This window comes from Limnohabitans sp. 2KL-17 (genome assembly GCF_003063415.1).
Lineage (GTDB): Bacteria > Pseudomonadota > Gammaproteobacteria > Burkholderiales > Burkholderiaceae_C > Limnohabitans_A.
Window position 1 is genome coordinate 23,560 of sequence record NZ_NESK01000005.1, and the last position, 19,961, is coordinate 43,520.

The following is a 19,961-nucleotide window of genomic DNA, read 5'->3' on the forward strand; positions in this document are numbered from 1 at the left end:
GGAAGATGAATCAATCCACCCAGTGGGTGAAATCTTGCGCCTGAACGCGAGTCGTCTCGAAGGTGTTCACCGTTGCCGACTCGTCGGCATAGCCCAGCGACATTCCGCACACCACCATTTCGGACTCACCTGCTCCCACGAGGGGCAAGATGATCTTGGCAAAACCATTCCATGCCGCTTGTGGACAGGTGTGCAGGCCGCGCGAGCGTGCCGCGATCATCAGAGACTGCAGGAACATGCCGTAATCCAGCAAGCTGCCCCGTCCCAGCACTTTGTCGATGGTGAAGATCAGGCCCACGGGGGCATCAAAGAATCGGAAGTTCTTTTGGTGCTGTTCATGCATCCGCCCTTTGTCGCCCTTACCAATGCCCAGCACACCATACAGGCCGAAACCACACTCGCGGCGGCGGTCAATGTAGGGGCTGACCCATTTTTCAGGGTAATAGTCATATGACTCGGTGTATTCAGCAGCCAGCGCCGGGTTGGCGCTGATGGCATCGTGCGCAGCACAGGTTTTGGCCACAAGTTCATCGCGCTTGGCGCCTTGGAGCACATAAACCTTCCAGGGCTGGGTATTGGTACCGCTGGGCGCCCGGGCGGCCAGTTCCAGCACCTCTTGCAGCACGCTGCGGTCCACCGCCCGGGGTAAATAGGCGCGTGTGGAAAAACGGCTGAGGATGGCGGCGTCCACACTGGCGGGGTCGTTCACGCGGGTGCTGACTTGCTGGCCGATCGGCGAAATGCTCATGTCAATGTCTCCAGAAATGTTTTGAATGCGCTGGGCAATGGCACGGGACGACGGGTTTTGCGGTCCACGTAAACATGCACAAAGTGCCCGCGGGCGGCGGTCTTGTCATCGCCTTGTGCGAACAGGCCCACTTCGTAACGGACGCTCGACGTGCCCAGTTTGGCCACTCGAATGCCCGCATCGATGGTTTGGGGGAAGGCCAGCGGTACGAAATAAAAGCACTGGGTTTCCACCACCAGGCCGATGGTTGAGCCTGCATGAATGTCGAGCACACCCTGCTCAATCAATGTGGCGTTCACGGCGGTGTCGAACCAACTGTAATAGACCACGTTGTTGACATGGCCGTAAACATCGTTGTCCATCCAGCGCGTGCCGATGGCTCGGAACACCTTGTAACTGCTGCGCAAGTCGGCTTGGGGTTTTTCGGGGGGCTTGGCGGGTGTGTTCATCGCTTGAGATTGTGCCAGCGTTGCCAGTAGCCCAAAGCCACGGTCCAGGTCTGCATTTGCACCTGAACCGTGGTCTCGATGTCGTGGCCATAACCGCCACCCATGCACAGCACAACGGGCAACTTCCGTTGCCAGGCCCAATCCATGACAGTCCTGTCGCGGGCCTGCATGCCATCTTGCGTCAGCTTCAGTCGACCCAGGCGGTCGCACTCGTGAGGGTCGGCACCGGCCAGATAAATCACAAGATGCGGATCGAACCTGTCTTCCAAGCTTTGCAAAGCCTGGTGAAGCGCGGCCAGATAAGGCTCATCTTTGCAGCCATCGGGCAAGCCCACATCGAGGTCGCTGGGCTCCTTGCGAAACGGAAAATTTTTCTCGCCATGCAACGACAGGGTAAAAACGCTCGGGTCTTTGGCAAATATATGCGCCGTTCCGTTGCCCTGGTGCACGTCCAGGTCGATCACGGCCACATTCAATTTGCGCCGATCATGCCGCCAGGCCTCGGCTTGCATCAGGCGAGCCGTGACGGCGATGTCATTGAAAACACAAAAGCCGCCACCTTTGTGGGCATAAGCGTGGTGCGTGCCCCCAGCCAGATTACCAGCCACACCCTGCACCAACGCATCGCGGGCAGCAGCCACAGTGGCACCCACCGATCTGCGGGCACGCTCGGCCATGGCCAGACTCCAGGGGAAACCGATCTCACGTTGCAAGGCAGCATCCAGTCCCCCTGTGCTCACGCCTTGGATATATGCGGGTGTGTGAACCAACGCCAACTCGCCATTGCTGGCTGCAGGCGCTTTGCACATCTTCACCCCGGGCAGTTCACCGGTCAAACGGTCACGCAATCGGCTGTACTTGCGCATCGGAAAACGGTGACCTTCGGGCAAAGGCAATACAAAGTGATCGGCGTAATAGGCGTGCATGAGTCGGTCTGGAATTTGATGAATTCTAGAAAACCCTCTCTAAACTGAGCAGAGTGGCCTTCAATCCCCTTGTAATGCCTCGTAGAGACCCTAAAATTCAAACCATGCTGCACTGCAACAATGTTGTAAGGCCCCGGCCAGTTACGGCGCAGTCTTCCTTAAACCACACTTTATTTTTTGATCTGGAGATTCTCATGATGACCGCTGAACAAATCGTCGCCTCACACAAAGCCAATGTTGAAACCCTGTTTGGCCTGACCGCCAAAGCCTTCGAAGGCGTTGAAAAGTTGGTTGAACTGAACCTGAGCGCTGCAAAAGCCGCTTTGGACGAGTCTGCCAACAGCACCCAGGCAGTCCTGAGCGTGAAAGACGCCCAAGACCTGGTGGCCATGCAAGCCAATCTGTTCCAGCCCTTGGCTGAAAAGACTGCTGCTTACAGCCGTCATTTGTATGACATCGCATCGGGTACCACGGGTGAATTCACCAAGGCCCTCGAAGTCCAGGCCGCAGCCGCCCAAAAGCAATTCGCCACATTGGTGGACAGTGCCGCCCAAAACGCACCTGCCGGTTCCGAGCAAGCTGTCGCCATGATGAAAGGCGCTGTCACCGCTGCCAACAGCGCATTCGAATCCGTGCAAAAAGCCGTCAAGCAAGCCACCGATCTGGCCGAATCCAATCTGGCTTCTGTGGCACAGACAGCCGCCCCTAAAGCTGGCAAGAAAAAGTAATTTCAAAATCGTCAGGTCTTTAAGCTACCTGATCTTATTGCAAGTTGTCTCCTCGGATCTCTTTGAATTTCATCTGGGAAACAGGGATCCCTTGAGGGCTGATCGCAAGATCAGCCCTTTTTTTGCACTCGACTTTGTTCTCCGTGTGTCAGCGCCCTGCTTCAAAAGCTGCCAGGCGAGCTTTCAAACTCGGCAGCAAGGACTTCATGGCGACACGCCCCGCTTCGATGGAGCGCAATCGGGCACCGAAGTCCGAGCTTTTCACACCCGATAAAGCCGGGCGAACCACAAAGTCGGCATCCTTCAAGGCCAAGGTGTTGATGCTTTTGCCCATGATGGTGAATGTTTGCATCAGGATCTGAAAGGTGTCTCCCGAAGGGTTGCCTTCAGGATCGCTTGAAATATCCACCGCGATCACGAAATTGGCCCCCAAGTCCCGTGTTTGACGGACCGGTACCGGTGAAACCAAGCCACCATCCACATATTCACGATCTCCCACGCGAACGGGCAGAAACACGGCCGGCACTGCGCTCGATGCCCGCACGGCAGAGCCGGTGTTGCCACGACGGAAGGTGATGGATTCACCGCTGCCCAGATCAGTTGCCACGATGCCCAAGGGGATCTTCATCTGCTCCAGGCTGAGCCCACCCACCTGCGTGTTCACGTACTTGGCCAGGGCTTCCCCTCGCAAGGCCCCCCGATTCAATATCGGCAGCATCCAATCCGTGATATCTGCCTCTTGCATGGTCTCAGCCACGCGAACCAGTTCAGCCGGGGTTTTGCCGCTGGCATACAAAGCGGCCACCAGACTGCCCGCCGAGGTGCCCGCCACGTAGCCGGGTCGCAAACCGGCCTCTTCCAGCACCTGAATCACCCCCACGTGGGCAAAACCTCGGGCTGCACCGCCCCCCAAAGCCAATCCCAGGCGAACCTCTCGGCGCTCGGAAGGTGCCGGCCCCCCCCCGGCCCCTGGTGTGGGCGCAGTGCCCAAAGTGCTGCAGGCCACCAGGGTACTCGCCATCAACAACATGGCCAAAGTCTTGAACCACCGGCTTTTCCCCATCCTGGGTCGTGCTGAAGACTCGCACTTAAGCCCATCCCTTGGCAATAAATTCATGTCTTTCCTTTGGTCTTATTGATAATCATTCTCATTTGGGATAAAATTTGGTTAACGCAGAATCATCCAACGCGAAGACCATGAAATTTTTCAAATTCATCTTGAGCATCACTGGGCTTTTGGTCGCTTCAACGGGCATGGCGCAAGACAAAGTCCTGAACATTTACTCGGCCCGCCACTATCCGACCGATGAAGTCATGTACAGCGAGTTCACCAAATCTTCCGGCATCAAGATCAACCGGGTCGATGCCGACGATGCCGGTATTCTCGCCCGTCTGAAGGCTGAGGGCTCGGCATCCCCGGCAGATGTGATTTTGCTGGTGGATGCCGCTCGTCTTTGGCGTGCTGAAGTGGATGGGCTGTTCCTGCCTGTGAAATCGGCCAAACTGGAAGAAGCCATTCCCGCCAACCTGCGCGCGAAACCTGCTGACAATGGCGGCACAGCCTGGTTTGGCTTGTCGACCCGGGCGCGAGTCATCGTTTACGACAAGCTGAAATTCAGTGAAACCGATGTGGACAGCTACGAGAAACTGGCCGATGCCAAATTCAAGAGCAGCCTGTGCATCCGCTCGGGCTCTCACCCCTACAACCTCAGCTTGTTTGGCGCCATGATCGAACACCTTGGGCCCCAAAAGACCGAAGCCTGGCTCAAAGGCCTGGTGGACAACATGGCCCGTAGCCCTAAAGGTGGAGACACTGACCAGATCAAGGGTGTAGCTTCAGGGGAATGCGGTGTCGCCCTCACCAATACCTACTATCTGGCCCGCCTGATGCGATCGTCCAAACCCGAAGACCGCGCAGTGACCGAAAAAATCGCTGTCGTATTCCCCAACCAAAGCAGCTGGGGCACGCACATGAATGTAGCCGGTGGGGCCGTGGCTCGCCACGCAAAAAACACCGACAACGCGGTGAAATTTCTAGAGTACCTGGCCAGCCCCTCCGCGCAAAACCACTTTGCCAACGGCAACAACGAGTGGCCGACCGCCAAGGGGGTGAGCTTCGACAACCCCGCGCTCAAAGCCATGACCGGCGGCAGTTTCAAAAGCGAGCTGATCCCGATCAGCGCCGTCGGCATGAACCAAATCAAGGTGCAGCAGATGCTGGATCGCGTGGGATTCAAGTGAAGCCGGTCAACACCCAGCAGCCTGCCTGATTTCAGTCCTCTGAAATCAGGCCACCCGAATTAGACAGCCAGCCATTCACACCGAGCGCCGCTCGGGTGGTGATAGCCAGCCATTGAACTCAGCGGCAAAACCCCGTTTTGCCATTTCCTCTTTCTCAATGACTCGCATCACCATGACTCAAAGATACAAATCCGCCCAAAACACGCAGCCCCCACCCAAATTGTTGCCTCTGGCGGCCATGATGCTGGCCGGCTCTCTCTCTGCCACGCCTTACGTCATGGCGCAAGACAACAAGCCAGAAGAAAAAACGCTCAAAGCGGTGACGGTGAAAGACAAAGCTGAAGTCGACATGGCTGAAGGCAAAAACAGCGTCCGCGCCACCGAGACACGCATGGGCAAAGGCCAACAGGCGCTACGCAACATCCCGCAATCGGTGACGGTGGTGACCGAAAAGCTCATGGATGACCGCAACTTGGACACCTTCAAAGAGGCCCTGAAAAACACGGCTGGCATCAGCTTTTTGGCGGCCGAAGGTGGCGAAGAAGACATCCGTTTGCGCGGCTTTTCTTTGCAAGCCACAGGCGATGTGTTTGTCGATGGCGTGCGCGACCCGGCTTTTTATGAGCGCGACACGTACAACCTTGACCGCCTCGAAGTGCTGCGCGGCTCGGCCTCCATGTTGTTTGGCCGTGGCTCCACGGGCGGTGCAGTCAACCAAGTCAGCAAAACACCCCGCCTGATGGACGAACACCAAGTGGACTTGACCTTGGGGTCTCACAACCATGTGCGTGTGGTGGGCGATTTCAACAAGCAGACGGGTGAGAGTGCGGCACTGCGCCTGAACGTGATGAAAACCCAAGCCGACAACAACGGCTCGGGCAGCTCTTTGGACAAAGAAGGCGTCGCCGGGGCTTACCGCTGGGGCATTGGTGAGAAGGACGAGTTCCAAGTCGGGCTGTACCACCTGAACAACAACAACGGCATGAACTATGGCTTGCCCTGGATTCGCCCGAACAGCTCGTCCTCTGCACTCGAGTCAACCGTTTTGCCGCTGGACCCCACGGCCTACTACGGTGCCGCCAGCGACTACAACGCTGGCAGTACCACGCATCTGAGCGCGAGCCACACGCACCGTTTTTCGGCCGACAGTGAACTCAAAACGCAAATCCGCAAGGGGCGATACGAACGCGATCAGCGCGCTGGCACTGTGCGGTTTGCCAATGCCGCCAGCCAACCGGGGGGCCAAGCCGTCAGTTTGGCCACCTTCGGCCCCAACACGGTCATCAACCGGGGTAACAACCTGAAGATTCAGGACATGGACACGCTGCATGTGCAAAGTGATTTCAGCAAAAAATTCCAGGCGCTGGGCCTGAAACACGAATTGCTGGCCGGGGTCGACCTGGCCACCGAAGACAAAACTGTGTACGCCGCCCGTACAGCAGGTGTGCAAGGTGGCGTGACCATCACCAAGCCCACCACCACCATTGGCACCCCGAACGATGGGGCCTGGGTGGACGAAAGCACCCGCGTGCTACGTGTGAACAACCAGTACAGCAGCACCGGCTGGGGGGCCTACCTGCAAAACCTGGTGCAAGTGGCACCGCACTGGAAAGTGCTGGGCGGCTTGCGCTACGACAAGCTCAAAGGTGACTACGATCAATTCGGCAACCCCACGAACGCCACCGACAACGGCACCAAAACCAGTTACCAAATGAGGGTGGGCGAGTGGAGCAAACGCGCAGGCGTGCTGTTCCAGCCGAACGATTTGCAGTCCTTCCACTTGTCTTATGGCACGTCGTTCAACACTTCGGGCGACACCTACTCGCTGGGCGCCTCCAATGTGGACACGCCACCTGAGCAATCGGTGAACTGGGAGTTGGGGGCCAAACTCGACTCGGCCGACAAACGCTTCACCACCCGGCTGGCCCTGTTCCGCGCCACTAAGAAAAACGAGCGCAACACCGACCCCTTGTTGCCCGTGGTCACGCTGACCGGCAGCCGCTATGTCTCCGGACTGGAAATCGATGTGGCTGGTCGCTTGACACCGAAATGGGAAGTGTTCGGGTCCTTCACCTGGATGCCCGATGCCAAAGTCAGCAAGGCTGCCCCCTGCCCTGCCACAGGCTCATGCAGCCAAGGCGCGGCAGGTGAACGCGTGGGCGACCGCCCGGCCTTGACCCCCGTGCACAGCGGCAGCGCTTGGACGACATACCAAGTCAGCAGCCAATGGCGTGTGGGCGGTGGCGTCACTTTCCGTGGCCGCCAGACACCGACACGGTCCGAGTTTGAAGTGCGTTCCTTCGTGGTCGGCGACCTGATGGCCGAGTACGCCTACAGCGACGCGCTGAGCTTCAAAGCCAATGTGAGCAACGTCACCAACAAGTTGTATGCCGATGCTTTGTACCCCGGTCATTACATCCCTGGTGCGGGCCGCTTGACGCAAGTCACCGCGTCTTACAAGTTCTAAGTCGCCAAGACCAAGGTTTTTCATGATCCGTTTTCTGCCCGAATTGCTCAACACGGACACTGTGCGCCAGGCCCGCGACCAGTTGCTGGCCTTGCCCGAATCCGACTGGGCCGACGGGCGAGGCAGTGCGGGCCCCCAAGCCCGCACGGTCAAAGACAACCTGCAACTACCGCACGACCACCCGGTGGCGGCGAAAATTCGCCACGCGGTGCTCGGTGGGCTGGACCAGTCGAGCACCTTCTTTTCAGCCGCTTTGCCGCTGAAAATTTTCACACCGCGCATCAACCGCTACACCCCCGAATTCCCCCATTACGGCTGGCACATCGACAACGCCATTCGCCTGCGTGCCGATGGCCAACGCGTGCGCACAGACTTGTCGTGCACCGTCTTTTTGAACGACCCAGGCGACTACGAAGGCGGCGAGCTGAGCGTGCAGGACCAAGAGGTCGTCCACCGCGTGAAGCTGCCCGCAGGCCATGCCGTGCTGTACCCCGGCAACACCTTGCACGAAGTCACACCCGTCACACGCGGCCAGCGGCTGGCTTGCTTTTTCTGGGTCGAAAGCATGGTGCGCTCGGACGAGCAGCGACACATCCTGTTTGACCTGGACATGAACCTACTCAAGCTGCGCGAACATCACGGCGAAACGACCGAAACCACGGCTTTGACCGGGGTGTATCACCAGCTGCTTCGCCAGTGGGCCAACACCTGATCTGCTCTTTGAACCCGCACACACCATGACCACGCCCATCGTCACCCTGCAAGACCACGAACACGCCGCACAAGCGGCGCTGGGCGATGCTGCGTGGGCCTATTTCAGCGGTGGCGCAGCAGACGAAATCACACTGCGCCACAACGTGGCCGCTTGGCAAAACCTGCGCTTGTCGCCCCGCGTGTTGCAAGACCTGCGCGGCGGCCACACCCGATGCAACCTGCTGGGGCGCGAATGGCCCATGCCGCTGCTGGTGGCCCCCATGGCTTACCAGCGCTGGGCCCATGCCGATGGGGAATCGGGCATGGCTTTGGCCGCTGCTGCGCAAGGCTGCGGCATGGTGCTGTCGCACCAAACCAGCACGCCTTTGCACGACGTGGCGGCGCTGGTGGCTTCAGACGCCGAACGTGGTCCCTTGTGGTTTCAGCTCTACTGGCTGGCTGACCGGGGTGCCCTGCGCGAATTGTTGGCACACATCGAAACGGTCGGCTTTGAAGCCCTGGTACTCACGGTGGACGCCCCGGTACACGGTGTGCGAGACCGCGAACGCCGCCACGGCATGCCTTTGCCCGAGGGCGTGAAGGCGGCGCATTGGAAGGCCCCCGACAACGGCCCTGCAAAAAACCACGCCCAAGGCCTGTGCGCTGGCTTGGTCGATGCCGCGCCCACTTGGGCCGATGTGCAGTGGCTCATGGGGCAAACCCGTTTGCCCGTGCTGCTTAAGGGCATCACCCACCCGCAAGACGCTGTGCAAGCGCTGAATCTGGGGGCAGCAGGGGTGATCGTCAGCAACCACGGTGGCCGCGTGCTCGACACCCTGCCAGCCACGGCCGAGTTGCTGCCGCGCATCGTACAAGCCGTTCGCCAATACCAGCCGCAAGCGCTGGTGCTGGTGGACGGCGGCATTCGGCGCGGCACCGACTTGTTCAAGGCGCTGGCGCTGGGGGCCGATGCGGCCTTGATCGGCCGCCCCGCCCTGTATGGCCTGGCCCATGCGGGCGCACGCGGCGCGGCGCATGTGCTGCGCCTGATGCGCGATGAGTTCGAGGCAACCATGGCCCTGACGGGTTGCGCCCAAATCCAAGACATTGGCATCGACCGCTTGTGGTCTCCAGAGCCGGTTTATGTCGCTTGATTTCCTTTGAGCCCCACTTTATGCAAGCAGCCCATTTTGAAGACCCGATGCGTCAGCCCTACCGCATCCACAAAAGCCGCACCTGGCGCGTGACCGGTGCGGTGATGCTGGGCCACGCTGGTGTGGCCTGGTTGGTCAGCAGCGGTGTGTTGACCAGCGTGGTCCCAGCGAGCGCGCCAGACAACGTGATCATGGCCAGCGTGGTCATGGATGCCCCCGCACCACCCGCACCCAAACCGGAGCCGGCGAGACCCCCAATCCAACACCAAACAAAACCAGAACCCAAGCCGCAGACTGTGGCCAAGCCCATCAGCACTCAGGTGCAACCCGCGCCTGTGCTGTCACCCACGGCCCCCAGCAATGTCGCGCCCATCGTGTCAAACGCTGCACCTGCACTGACACCTGCTGCACCCGCCACGCCTACCGCACCGCCGGCAGGCAACCAACGCCCTGCCTCCAACGCCACAGCAATAGCCGTGGTGCTGCCGTCCACAAGCGCCGACTACCTGAACAACCCTGCCCCACCCTACCCACGCCAGAGCAAACGCTTGGGCGAAGAAGGCACGGTTGTCATTCGTGTGTTGATCACGCCCGAAGGCCGCGCCGAAAAAGCCGAAATCCGCACCTCGAGCGGCTATGCCCGCCTGGACGACACGGCCTTAACGACCGTCAAAGCTTGGCGCTTTGTGCCCGGCCAACGCAACGGTCTGCCCGAGGCCATGTGGTTCAACGTGCCCATCCGTTTTGTGCTGGACTGATCTTCACCCCGTCCGAGCCTCACCCATTTTTTCCATCCCATTCACAGGAGTTTTTGTCATGCCCGAATCATTTGGCCTCGCCCACATTTGGACCCAAGGCGACGCGGTCACCCGCCTGATCCTCATCGCCCTGATCGGCATGTCGGTCATCAGCTGGATCGTCATCGTGCTCAAGGCGCTGGACGTCTGGAAACACAAACAAAGCGCCTTGGGCAGCGAACAGTTCTGGCACACCACGAGTCTGGCCGAAGGCCTGGACGTGCTCAGCCACCGCCCGGACAACCTGTTCCACACCCTGGCCCAAGTGGGGCAAGAGGCCACCGAACACCACCAGGCCGCACAAAAACAGTTGCACGACCGCCTGGACATCAGCGACTGGGTCACGCGCAGCTTGCGCAACTGCATTGACGACCACACCAGCCGCCTGCAAAACGGCCTGGCCATCCTGGCGTCCATTGGTTCTACCGCGCCATTTGTAGGCTTGTTTGGCACAGTCTGGGGCATTTACCACGCGCTGGTGGCCATTGGTGCCAACGGCAATGCCAGCATCGACGCCATTGCAGGCCCGATCGGCGAGACCCTCATCATGACCGCGCTGGGTCTGGCCGTGGCTATTCCCGCCGTGCTGGGCTACAACGCTTTGGTGCGCGGCAACAAATTCATCATTGCCCGCATGAACCGCTTTGCACACGACCTGCACGCCTACTATGTGACCGGCACCCGCGTCACCCACAACGGAGGCCAACATGTCGTTTGAAGCCAGTGAAGCACAAGATGAGGTGATGAGCGAGATCAACATGACGCCCTTGGTGGACATCATGTTGGTTCTGCTGATCATCTTCATGATCACCATCCCGGTGGTGCAACATGCCGTCAAGGTCGAGCTGCCGCGCGCCAGCAGCAGCCGCGATAAAACGCCACCCGAAAACCTTCAATTGGCCGTGGATGCACAAGGCCAGTTCTTCCTGGGCAAACAGGCCATTGCGGCGGACGCGCTGGAAGATGCGCTGCGGCAACAAGCCAGCAAAGACCCACAACCCCAGCTGTACATCCGGGGCGACAAAAAAGCGCCTTACGAATTCGTGGCCGATGCCATGACGTCTGCCCAACGCGCCGGACTGGTCAAGATCGGTTTTGTCACCGGAGGCAAACGACCATGAGCCACAGCGATGACGGCCAAGCTAACACGAGCCCAAGGGTACAGCCCTTGCCGATTCAAGGCAGCAGCGCCCCAGCAGGCCTGCGCATCGTGGACAGCAGTGATCTGCTGGCGGGCCATTCGTCGCTGCTCATCCGGCATTTGGGCGAGATCTACCGATTGCAAACCACCCGGCAGGGGAAATTGATCTTGACCAAATAAGCGGCCACAAAAAAACCGGACACAAGGTCCGGTTTTTTTATGCCTGCGCTGGCGCGCTCAAGAGCGAATCAAGTGGTCAAAGGCGCTGAGTGCGGCCTTAGAGCCTTCGCCTGCGGCAATCACGATCTGCTTGTACGGCACCGTGGTGCAGTCACCCGCCGCAAACACGCCCGGCACATTGGTGTGGCCCTTGGCGTCCACCACGATCTCGCCGAACTTGGACAACTCGACGGTGCCCTTCAAGAATTCGGTGTTGGGCACCAAGCCAATTTGCACGAACACACCTGCCAACTCGACATGGTGCTCGGTGCCGGTGGCACGGTCTTTGTAACGGATGCCGTTAACTTTGCTGCCGTCGCCTGTGATCTCGGTCGTCTGAGCGTTGGTGTGCACCGTCACGTTGGGCAAGCTGTGCAGCTTCTTCACCAACACCGCATCGGCTTTGAGTTGCTCGGCGAACTCGATCACGGTGACGTGTTCGACGATGCCCGCCAGGTCAATGGCGGCTTCAATGCCCGAGTTGCCACCACCGATGACTGCCGTGCGCTTGCCCTTGAACAGCGGGCCATCGCAATGCGGGCAGTAAGCCACGCCCTTGTTCTTGTACTCGGCTTCGCCGGGCACGTTCACGTTGCGCCAGCGGGCACCGGTCGACAAGATCACGGTCTTGGCCTTGAGCGTCGCGCCGTTTTGCATCTGGATGCGTACCAAACCGTCGGCCCCTGCGGGCGTCAGTTTGTCGGCCCGTTGCAGGTTCATGATGTCCACGCCGTAGTGGCGCACCTGGGCTTCGAGCGCGGCCGCAAACTTGGGACCGTCGGTCTCGAGCACCGAGATGTAGTTCTCGATCGCCATGGTGTCGTTGGTCTGGCCGCCAAAGCGCTCGGCCGCCACACCCACGCGGATGCCTTTGCGAGCCGCGTACACCGCTGCGGCTGCGCCAGCGGGACCACCGCCTACGATCAACACGTCAAAGGTTTCCTTGGCATTGAGCTTGGCCGCATCGCGGTCAGCGGCACCGGTGTCCAACTTGGCCACGATTTCTTCCACGGACATCCGGCCTGAACCAAACACCTTGCCGTTCAGGAACACCATGGGAACCGCCATGATTTCTCGCTCTGTCACTTCTTGCTGGAAGGCGCCGCCTTCGATCACCACGGTCTTGACCTTGGGGTTCATGATGGCCATGAGGGACAGCGCCTGAACCACATCCGGACAGTTGTGGCAGCTCAATGACATGTAGACCTCGAAGCTGAAGTCCCCATCCAGCGCTTTGATCGCGTCGATCACGTCTTGCTCTACTTTGGGGGGGTGGCCGCCTGTCCACAACAGGGCCAAAACCAAAGAAGTGAACTCGTGGCCCAAAGGCAAACCAGCAAACCGCACACCCTGGGTCTCACCTTCACGGGCGACCACAAAAGACGGCTTGCGGCTGTCCTGGCCTGTGGTGTCCAGTGTGACCTTGTCCGACAGGCTGACAATGGTCTCCAGCAGGCTCTTCATGTCAGCGCCGGTTTCGCTGTCGTCCAAAGATGCAATCAGGCGAATTGGCTGGCGCAGCAAGGCCAGGTATTGTTGCAATTGCGTTTTGAGGGTGTCGTCGAGCATGGTGTTCTCCGGTTTTAGGATGCGGTCGGCTTGGACCCACGCTTTTGACATGGGCCAGTGGACAATGGGTTTGGGGAAATCGTTGAGGGCAACACACGCAAAGCTTGTGACCAGCATGTGCTGCGCTCAACACCCTGCATCGCAGGGGCTCATGTCATGCCGCCCTGGGTAACAGGGCGAGCAACACATTATTTAGATCTTGCCAACCAGGTCGATGGACGGGGCCAAAGTCTTGGCGCCTTCTTTCCACTTGGCTGGGCACACTTGGCCTGGGTTGGCGGCGGTGTACTGGGCAGCGGTCAGCTTGCGCAGGGTTTCTGACACATCACGGGCGATTTCGTTGGAGTGGATTTCCATGGTCTTGATCGTCAACTCAGGGTTGATGATGAAGGTGCCGCGCAATGCCAAGCCTTCTTCTTCGATATGCACGCCAAATGCGCGTGTCAGAGCGTGGGTAGGGTCACCGACCAATGGGAACTTGGCTTTGCCCACAGCTGGCGAAGTCTCGTGCCAAACTTTGTGTGAAAAGTGGGTGTCGGTGGTCACGATGTAGACCTCGGCACCGGCTTTCTGGAAAGCCGCGTAGTTGTCAGCAGCGTCTTCAATTTCGGTTGGGCAGTTGAAGGTGAAAGCAGCGGGCATGAAAATCAGAACGTTCCACTTGCCTTTGAGGCTTTGCTCGGTGACTTCAATGAATTTGCCGTTGTGAAAAGCGTTGGCTTTGAAGGGGTGAACTTGCGTGTTGATCAGGGACATGGTGTTTCCTTGGTTGGTTTTAAAAAAACTATCGAATGAGAAAACTCATTGGTGACAATCATAAGCCAAGCAAGGGTTTCTACTCATGAATAGTTCCTATCGCGCCGATAGGCAAAGCCTTTTGAGCTTTGTGCAAGTCTTCAGGCGGCAGTTTTGCGTGCCGCCGCACTGGCAAAGCCCAACGTCAGGCAAAGCCAGGCCAATAGCCAGGCCCCACCGCCCCAAGGCACCAACGCCCTGAACGCATCAAAACCCAGCACATGGCGGGCATAAAGGTTGAAGCTGAACAGCAGCAAACCTGCCACCATCAGCCAACCCGCCGCCAGCAGCCAACGTGATGCGCCCAAGCAGAAGCAGGACAAACCCACGATCACCAATCCCAATGAATGAAATTGCTGCTGGGTCAAGGCGGTTTGCACCATGACCGGCACGCCCGCAGCAAAAACGGGAAGGTGTGCGAATGCGGCGCTGAAGGCCACGCTGGCGCAACCACTGAGGGAACCCAGACTCAGGAAAATTCGGGCGGATACGGTCAAAGAAGGCTCTGGGGTGAAAGTCATGTGAGGCAGAAACGGGCAAAAAAGACAACAAGGAACATTCAAGCACTTGATTGTGCTCGGGTCTTGACCTTGATCAGCCATTTCCCTTTCGCCAGGGTGCACATTGAACGGTCACAACACGCAAGGACCCCCCCATGAAAATGCTGATTGACCTGTTTTCGACCGACTATGGCCTGATGAGTTTGGCCGTGATCGTGATCACGCTGTTGATGGTCGCCTTCTTTTTGCGAATGTTTGTGCACAAGATGAACAACAACGAGTGAGGGCGACTCATCACATCAATGGCCTGCGGTAACCGCCCGCATGGCCACTGGGGGATAAGACCACTTGCCACAGCTGGTTGTCTCTGGCCCGGAAGGTGCCCGCGCAGCTCAGCAGGTAATAGCGCCACATTCGGTGAAACCGATCGCCATACCGCGGTTGCAGATCAGGCCAAGCCGCCTCAAAGCGGACATGCCAGGCCATCAGGGTCTTGTCATAGTCCTGACCGAAGTTGTGCCAGTCCTCCATGACAAAAGTATCTTCACTGTAAAAAGCGATTTCAGATACCGAGGGCAACACCCCGTTCGGAAATATGTATTTTTCAATCCACGGGTCTATCCCCGCGCCGGCATGGTTTTTACCGATGGTGTGCAGCAAAAACAGGCCATCCTTGTGCAGGCTGCGGCTGGCCATGTCAAAGTAGGCGTGGTAATTTTTGTGGCCCACATGCTCGAACATGCCCACTGAGGCAATTCGGTCAAACCGCTGCTCGCCTCGCGGGTTGAACTGCCGGTAATCGGTCAACTCAAAACGGACCGGCAAGCCCCGTGCTTTTTCTGCACCAAGCCTTGCCTGCTCTTTGGAAATGGTCAGCCCCACACACTCAACGTTGTAGTTCCGGGCGGCAAATAGCATCAAGCTGCCCCAGCCGCAACCAATATCCAGCAGTTTCATGCCGGGCTGTAACTGCAATTTTTGGCAAATCAATTCCAGCTTGGCCTCTTGCGCTTGAGCCAGTGTTTGCGCCGCAGGCCAATAACCGCAACTGTAGGCCATGGACGGGTCCAGCATGGCTTCGTACAAATCGTTGCCCAGGTCGTAATGCACCTCACCGACCTGCCAGGCGCGGTGCAGCGACTGCAGATTGGTCAGCCGTGCCTTCAAGGAAGCCCACAGCCAGCCCGCGCGGCCTACCTGATCATCCAGCCGCGCCCGCAAGATGCGGGTGATAAATTCGTCCAATTGATCGCAGTCCCACCAGCCGTCCATGTAACTCTCACCCAAGCCCAGGCTGCCTCGCGTCAGGATGCGGTCGAACGTGGCCGGATGGTGCACCCGAATATCCCAAGGCCTGCCACCCCCAACCTGGATACCGGCCGTGGCCAGCAACTCCGATGCACGGCGCCAGTTGTCGTCGGTGTGAACCAAGCCCTGTGTATCCCACGTGACGTCTGAAGCCATGCATTTCTCCTGAGGGCAAGCCAAGCGGACAGAGAGCCTGTCTTGAAAGTCATGCTAGGAGATGCCTTGGAATTTGGCTATCCAAGCTTCAAAGTAGTCCACTTACCTTGAAACCCTTAACAAGGGTGTTTAGCGCAGGGCTATTGAGCACGCCAGATGTGCATAATCGAAGTTGACGTTACGTCAATCAATTCAGGAGAAAAGCATGGACATTCAAGGCAAGGTTTTCATCGTCACAGGTGGCGCATCGGGGCTGGGTGAAGGCACGGCGCGCATGCTGGCAACCAACGGTGCAAAGGTGGTGATTGCCGACATGCAAATCGAAAAAGGCGAAGCGGTGGCCAAAGCGCTCAGCGGTGCTTTCGTCAAGTGCGATGTGAGCAACGAATCTGATGGCCAGGCCGTGGTGGCCCAGGCATTGTCGATGGGCAAACTGGTGGGGCTGATCAATTGTGCAGGCATAGCGCCAGCCGAAAAAACTGTCGGTAAAAACGGCGCGCACAACTTGGGTGTTTTCAGCAAGACCATCATGGTCAACCTGGTGGGCACTTTCAACATGATCCGTCTGGCATCTGAGGCGATGTGCAAGAACGAACCCGAAGCCACTGGCGAGCGCGGCGTGCTGATCAGCACCGCCAGCGTGGCCGCCTACGACGGCCAGATCGGCCAGGCAGCGTATGCCGCCTCCAAGGGGGGCGTGGTCGGTATGACCCTGCCCATTGCCAGAGACCTGGCGCGCAATGGCATCCGCAACATGACCATCGCGCCTGGCATCTTTGGCACCCCCATGCTGTTCGGTATGCCGCAAGAAGTGCAAGACGCACTGGCCGCTGGCGTGCCCTTCCCAAGCCGTTTGGGCACGCCTGAGGACTATGCCAAGCTGGCCAAGCACATCATCGAAAACGACATGCTCAACGGCGAAGTCATACGTCTCGACGGCGCAATCCGTCTGGCACCCAAGTGATCTGGAATTTTTGCGTCTGAAGTCAGTGCAGCTTGTCAGGCAAGCTGGATGTGGCTTGTTTCACCTGAAGAGCGAACCATTGCCTCTTGGCTTATTGCGGCTTTGCACCTAGCATGTCAGCTCCTGGAGAAAAAATGAAAAGCACCCTGACCCTGAGTTTCATCACCTTGGCCCTGTTGAGCGCCTGCAGCACCCCACCGCCTGCCAGCACTTGGCGCTACAGCGTGCCCGAGCAGCCCGAGGCCGCCAGCGGCAACACCGACAAACCCGGTTGGGCCTACGCGCGACAAGCTGTAGCGGCAGCCAACCCACTGGCGACGGATGCTGGCCATCAAATTTTGCGTGCAGGTGGTTCGGCCCTTGATGCGGCCATCGCGGTGCAATTGGTGCTGGGACTGGTGGAGCCTCAGTCCAGCGGCATTGGTGGTGGGGCTTTTTTACTCCACTTTGATGGCAGCAAAGTCACCGCACATGACGGCAGGGAAACCGCCCCGGCAGGCGCCAGAGGTGACATGTTTTTGGGTGAGAACGGCAAGCCCTTGTCTTTTGACGAAGCGGTTCTGAGCGGCCACGCCGTGGGCGTGCCTGGCGCGGTGCGCATGCTCGAAGAAGCCCACCGGCAACATGGTGCACTGCCATGGGCCAAATTGTTTGAGCCCGCCATCACGCTGGCAGAGCAAGGCTTCAAGATCAGTCCGCGTTTGCACACGCTGCTGCAGGCCGATTCGCACCTGCGAAAAGACCCGCTGGCACTGCGCTTTTTCTACAACGCACAAGGCCAGGCATGGCCCGCTGGCCATGTCTTGCGCAACCCGGAATACGCCCATGTGCTGCGGGGACTCGCCGTCAAGGGCAGCAGCGCCCTGCACGAAGGGCCTGTCGCCCAAGCCATCGTGGCGCGCTCTGCCCAAACGCCCCGACCAGGCGCCTTGACTCTGCAAGACATGGGCAGCTATCGCCCTAAAGCGCGCGAGGCCTTGTGTTTCGACCACACCGTCACCGCGCGCACGTACCGCATCTGCGGATTTCCACCGCCTTCATCTGGCCAGATCGCCATCGGGCAAATTTTGGGCATCATGGCCAATACCCAGCCAAAAGGCGCGGAACTGGTCAACGACCTGCCCTCCCCCGACTGGTTGCACCGCTACACAGAGGCATCGCGCCTGGCCTTTGCTGACCGGGCGCAATACCTGGCCGACCCGGACTTTGTGCGTGCCCCTGCTGGCGACTGGCGCAGTCTGCTGGCACCCGACTATCTGCGCGAACGCAGCCAGCTGATGGGCGCCCAATCGATGAAGGTGGCCACACCCGGCCAGCCGGGTGGTGCGAAAACAAGCTTCGCACCCATGGCGCCTCAAATCGAATACGGCACCAGCCACATCAGCGTGGTCGATGCCCAAGGCCGCGCAGTGGCCATGACAACGACCATCGAGGCAGCCTTTGGCTCGCGCCGCATGGTGAGCACAGACCCATCGCGACCTGGTGGCTTTTTGCTCAACAACGAAATGACCGATTTCAGTTTTGCACCCACCGATGCACAGAACCGCCCCATCGCCAACCGGGTCGAACCAGGCAAGCGCCCACGCTCGTCCATGTCACCCACCCTGGTGTTTGACAAGCCCACAGGGCAATTGCTATTGAGCGGTGGCAGCCCGGGTGGCGCGCTCATCATTCACTACACGGCCAAACTGCTCACAGGCACGATGCATTGGGGGCTCAACGCCCAGCAAGCCGTCAACCTGCCCAACTTTGGCTCTCTCAATGGCCCGACGCTTCTTGAAGCCAAACGCTTCCCGACCGGCACCTTGGACGCATTGAAGGCCCAAGGCCACGAAGTGCGCGAGATGGACATGACCAGCGGCCTGCAGGCGATCCAGCGCACACCCAAAGGTTGGTTTGGCGGAGCTGATCCCAGGCGCGAGGGTGTGGTGCTGGGCGACTGAGGGGAGACTGAGGCACCTGGAATCCACAGTCGCCACAGCGACGCTCCGCCCGGTTGACCCAAGGTTAGCCCTCTTGCCTTAAGAAGGATCTTCCTTTTGAATGGGACACCATCTAAAGGAGACATGTGTGAAACCCCTAGGCACCAACCGACGCACTTTCGTTCAAGCGACAGCTGCTGCCGCGCTCACTACCGCATTACCTGCATGGGCTCAGGCCCAGAACTTTCCAGCCAAGCCCATCAAACTGATTTGCCCTTGGCCAGCGGGTGGCTCCAGCGATGCGGTGATGCGCGCCCTCGCTGAAAGCGCCAGCAAAGCACTGGGTGGGCAAGTCATTATTGAAAACAAACCCGGGGCAAGCGGCATGCTTGGCCCCAACGAACTGGTTCGCGCTCAACCGGATGGCTACACCCTGTCGCAAGTCACGATCGGCGTGGCACGCCTGCCGCACATACAAAAGATGCAGTTCGATCCGCTCAAGGACTTCACCTACATTGCCTGCCTGACCGGTTACACCTTTGGCATCGTGGTGCGCGCCGATTCCCCTATCAAATCTGTCAAGGATCTGGTCGACTTTGCCAAGGCCAATCCGGGGAAATTCACCTACGGATCGACCGGCAATGGCACCACGCCCCATCTGGCATTTGCCGAATTTGCCAACAAAGCCAAGATCGATCTGACGCATGTGCCCTTCAAAGGCAGCGCCGACGGCCTTCAGGCACTGTTGGGCGGTCACGTCATGTCGCACAGCGACGCCACGGGCTGGGGGCCCCAAGTGGAAGCAGGCACCCTGCGCTTGTTGGCCACATACGGCAGCAAGCGCACCAAGCGTTGGCCCAACATCCCCACCCTCAACGAGTTGGGCTACGACACCGTGTCCGACTCTCCCTTTGGCATTGGTGGCCCCAAAGGCATGGACCCGGCTTTGGTCAAAAAGCTGCACGACGCCTTCAAGAAAACATTGGAAGACCCGGCTGTGCTCGCCAGCTTCGACAAATACGACCAGTCGGTGATTTACATGGGCACAGAGGAATACACCAAGTTCATTCGGGACACCTTCCAGTCGGAAAAGGCGGTCATAGAACGACTTGGCCTTTCGATGAAGACCTGATTGCAGCCATCGTTGGCGGTCTGAGCGTGAGGGTTCAGCCTGCCAAGGTGTC

General features: G+C 58.9%; 21 protein-coding genes. 13 read left to right on the forward strand and 8 right to left on the reverse strand.

What is annotated here, in order from left to right; translation table 11 throughout:
* Positions 1-10 precede the first annotated feature (10 nt).
* Genes B9Z45_RS03225 through B9Z45_RS03235 form a run of 3 tightly spaced genes read right to left on the reverse strand, consistent with a single transcriptional unit; the run spans position 11 to position 2,123 of the window.
* Entirely contained in the window at positions 11-748 is a 738-nt protein-coding gene (locus B9Z45_RS03225) for a nitroreductase (protein WP_108405798.1), read from the reverse strand.
* A complete protein-coding gene (locus tag B9Z45_RS03230) occupies positions 745-1,197 on the reverse strand; it encodes a thioesterase family protein (protein ID WP_108405799.1) in 453 nt (150 codons plus the stop codon). The genes B9Z45_RS03225 and B9Z45_RS03230 overlap by 4 nt, the downstream gene beginning before the upstream one ends.
* Complete coding sequence (locus tag B9Z45_RS03235; RefSeq protein ID WP_108405800.1) at positions 1,194-2,123, reverse strand: histone deacetylase; 930 nt, start codon at positions 2,121-2,123, stop codon at positions 1,194-1,196. Before B9Z45_RS03235 ends, B9Z45_RS03230 begins: the two co-directional genes overlap by 4 nt.
* 194 nt (positions 2,124-2,317) lie before the next feature.
* Here B9Z45_RS03235 and B9Z45_RS03240 point away from each other — a divergent pair, with 194 nt between their 5' ends.
* Positions 2,318-2,851: a phasin family protein gene (locus B9Z45_RS03240; RefSeq protein ID WP_108405801.1), complete on the forward strand. Its 534-nt coding sequence runs from the start codon at positions 2,318-2,320 to the stop codon at positions 2,849-2,851.
* Between the two features lie 148 nt (positions 2,852-2,999).
* On the opposite strand, the gene B9Z45_RS03245 is transcribed toward B9Z45_RS03240, so the two are convergent.
* A complete protein-coding gene (locus B9Z45_RS03245) occupies positions 3,000-3,872 on the reverse strand; it encodes a patatin-like phospholipase family protein (RefSeq protein WP_199221830.1) in 873 nt (290 codons plus the stop codon).
* Between the two features lie 176 nt (positions 3,873-4,048).
* Here B9Z45_RS03245 and B9Z45_RS03250 point away from each other — a divergent pair, with 176 nt between their 5' ends.
* The 8 genes from B9Z45_RS03250 (at position 4,049) to hemP (ending at position 11,524) form a co-directional block, all read left to right on the forward strand.
* Positions 4,049-5,092, forward strand: coding sequence for an extracellular solute-binding protein (locus B9Z45_RS03250; protein WP_108405803.1), 1,044 nt, complete (start codon positions 4,049-4,051; stop codon positions 5,090-5,092).
* A gap of 172 nt (positions 5,093-5,264) precedes the next feature.
* Positions 5,265-7,559: a TonB-dependent siderophore receptor gene (locus B9Z45_RS03255; protein ID WP_108405804.1), complete on the forward strand. Its 2,295-nt coding sequence runs from the start codon at positions 5,265-5,267 to the stop codon at positions 7,557-7,559.
* A gap of 22 nt (positions 7,560-7,581) precedes the next feature.
* Complete coding sequence (locus B9Z45_RS03260; protein WP_108405805.1) at positions 7,582-8,271, forward strand: Fe2+-dependent dioxygenase; 690 nt, start codon at positions 7,582-7,584, stop codon at positions 8,269-8,271.
* 25 nt (positions 8,272-8,296) lie between these two features.
* On the forward strand, positions 8,297-9,406 hold the full coding sequence (locus tag B9Z45_RS03265; protein WP_108405806.1) for an alpha-hydroxy acid oxidase: 1,110 nt from the start codon (positions 8,297-8,299) through the stop codon (positions 9,404-9,406).
* A gap of 20 nt (positions 9,407-9,426) precedes the next feature.
* Positions 9,427-10,164, forward strand: a complete 738-nt coding sequence (locus B9Z45_RS03270) for an energy transducer TonB (protein WP_108405807.1) — start codon at positions 9,427-9,429, stop codon at positions 10,162-10,164.
* 58 nt (positions 10,165-10,222) lie between these two features.
* Entirely contained in the window at positions 10,223-10,921 is a 699-nt protein-coding gene (locus B9Z45_RS03275; protein ID WP_108405808.1) for a MotA/TolQ/ExbB proton channel family protein, read from the forward strand.
* Positions 10,911-11,324 (forward strand): biopolymer transporter ExbD, encoded by a 414-nt coding sequence (locus tag B9Z45_RS03280; RefSeq protein ID WP_108405809.1) that lies wholly within the window; start codon positions 10,911-10,913, stop codon positions 11,322-11,324. Before B9Z45_RS03275 ends, B9Z45_RS03280 begins: the two co-directional genes overlap by 11 nt.
* Complete coding sequence (gene hemP, locus B9Z45_RS03285) at positions 11,321-11,524, forward strand: hemin uptake protein HemP (protein WP_108405810.1); 204 nt, start codon at positions 11,321-11,323, stop codon at positions 11,522-11,524. The genes B9Z45_RS03280 and hemP overlap by 4 nt, the downstream gene beginning before the upstream one ends.
* Before the next feature lie 57 nt (positions 11,525-11,581).
* Here hemP and ahpF read toward each other — a convergent pair whose 3' ends face one another.
* The 3 genes from ahpF to B9Z45_RS03300 all read right to left on the reverse strand — a co-directional run bounded on the left by ahpF (position 11,582) and on the right by B9Z45_RS03300 (position 14,448).
* Positions 11,582-13,132 carry an alkyl hydroperoxide reductase subunit F gene (gene ahpF / locus B9Z45_RS03290; protein WP_108405898.1) on the reverse strand — a complete coding sequence of 517 codons (1,551 nt, stop codon included), beginning with the start codon at positions 13,130-13,132 and terminating at the stop codon, positions 11,582-11,584.
* 192 nt (positions 13,133-13,324) lie between these two features.
* Entirely contained in the window at positions 13,325-13,888 is a 564-nt protein-coding gene (gene ahpC / locus B9Z45_RS03295) for an alkyl hydroperoxide reductase subunit C (protein WP_108405811.1), read from the reverse strand.
* Between the two features lie 140 nt (positions 13,889-14,028).
* Complete coding sequence (locus B9Z45_RS03300) at positions 14,029-14,448, reverse strand: DUF423 domain-containing protein (protein ID WP_233252057.1); 420 nt, start codon at positions 14,446-14,448, stop codon at positions 14,029-14,031.
* 134 nt (positions 14,449-14,582) lie between these two features.
* On the opposite strand from B9Z45_RS03300, the gene B9Z45_RS03305 reads away from it, so the two are divergent.
* On the forward strand, positions 14,583-14,711 hold the full coding sequence (locus B9Z45_RS03305) for a DUF3149 domain-containing protein (RefSeq protein WP_199221831.1): 129 nt from the start codon (positions 14,583-14,585) through the stop codon (positions 14,709-14,711).
* 10 nt (positions 14,712-14,721) lie between these two features.
* On the opposite strand, the gene cfa is transcribed toward B9Z45_RS03305, so the two are convergent.
* On the reverse strand, positions 14,722-15,891 hold the full coding sequence (gene cfa / locus B9Z45_RS03310) for a cyclopropane fatty acyl phospholipid synthase (RefSeq protein ID WP_108405813.1): 1,170 nt from the start codon (positions 15,889-15,891) through the stop codon (positions 14,722-14,724).
* A gap of 205 nt (positions 15,892-16,096) precedes the next feature.
* Here cfa and B9Z45_RS03315 point away from each other — a divergent pair, with 205 nt between their 5' ends.
* The 3 genes from B9Z45_RS03315 (at position 16,097) to B9Z45_RS03325 (ending at position 19,909) form a co-directional block, all read left to right on the forward strand.
* Positions 16,097-16,855 (forward strand): 3-hydroxyacyl-CoA dehydrogenase, encoded by a 759-nt coding sequence (locus B9Z45_RS03315; protein ID WP_108405814.1) that lies wholly within the window; start codon positions 16,097-16,099, stop codon positions 16,853-16,855.
* 134 nt (positions 16,856-16,989) lie between these two features.
* A complete protein-coding gene (locus B9Z45_RS03320; protein ID WP_108405815.1) occupies positions 16,990-18,798 on the forward strand; it encodes a gamma-glutamyltransferase family protein in 1,809 nt (602 codons plus the stop codon).
* A 127-nt stretch (positions 18,799-18,925) separates the two neighbouring features.
* Positions 18,926-19,909, forward strand: a complete 984-nt coding sequence (locus B9Z45_RS03325) for a tripartite tricarboxylate transporter substrate binding protein (protein ID WP_370445800.1) — start codon at positions 18,926-18,928, stop codon at positions 19,907-19,909.
* The last annotated feature ends 52 nt before the right edge of the window (positions 19,910-19,961 follow it).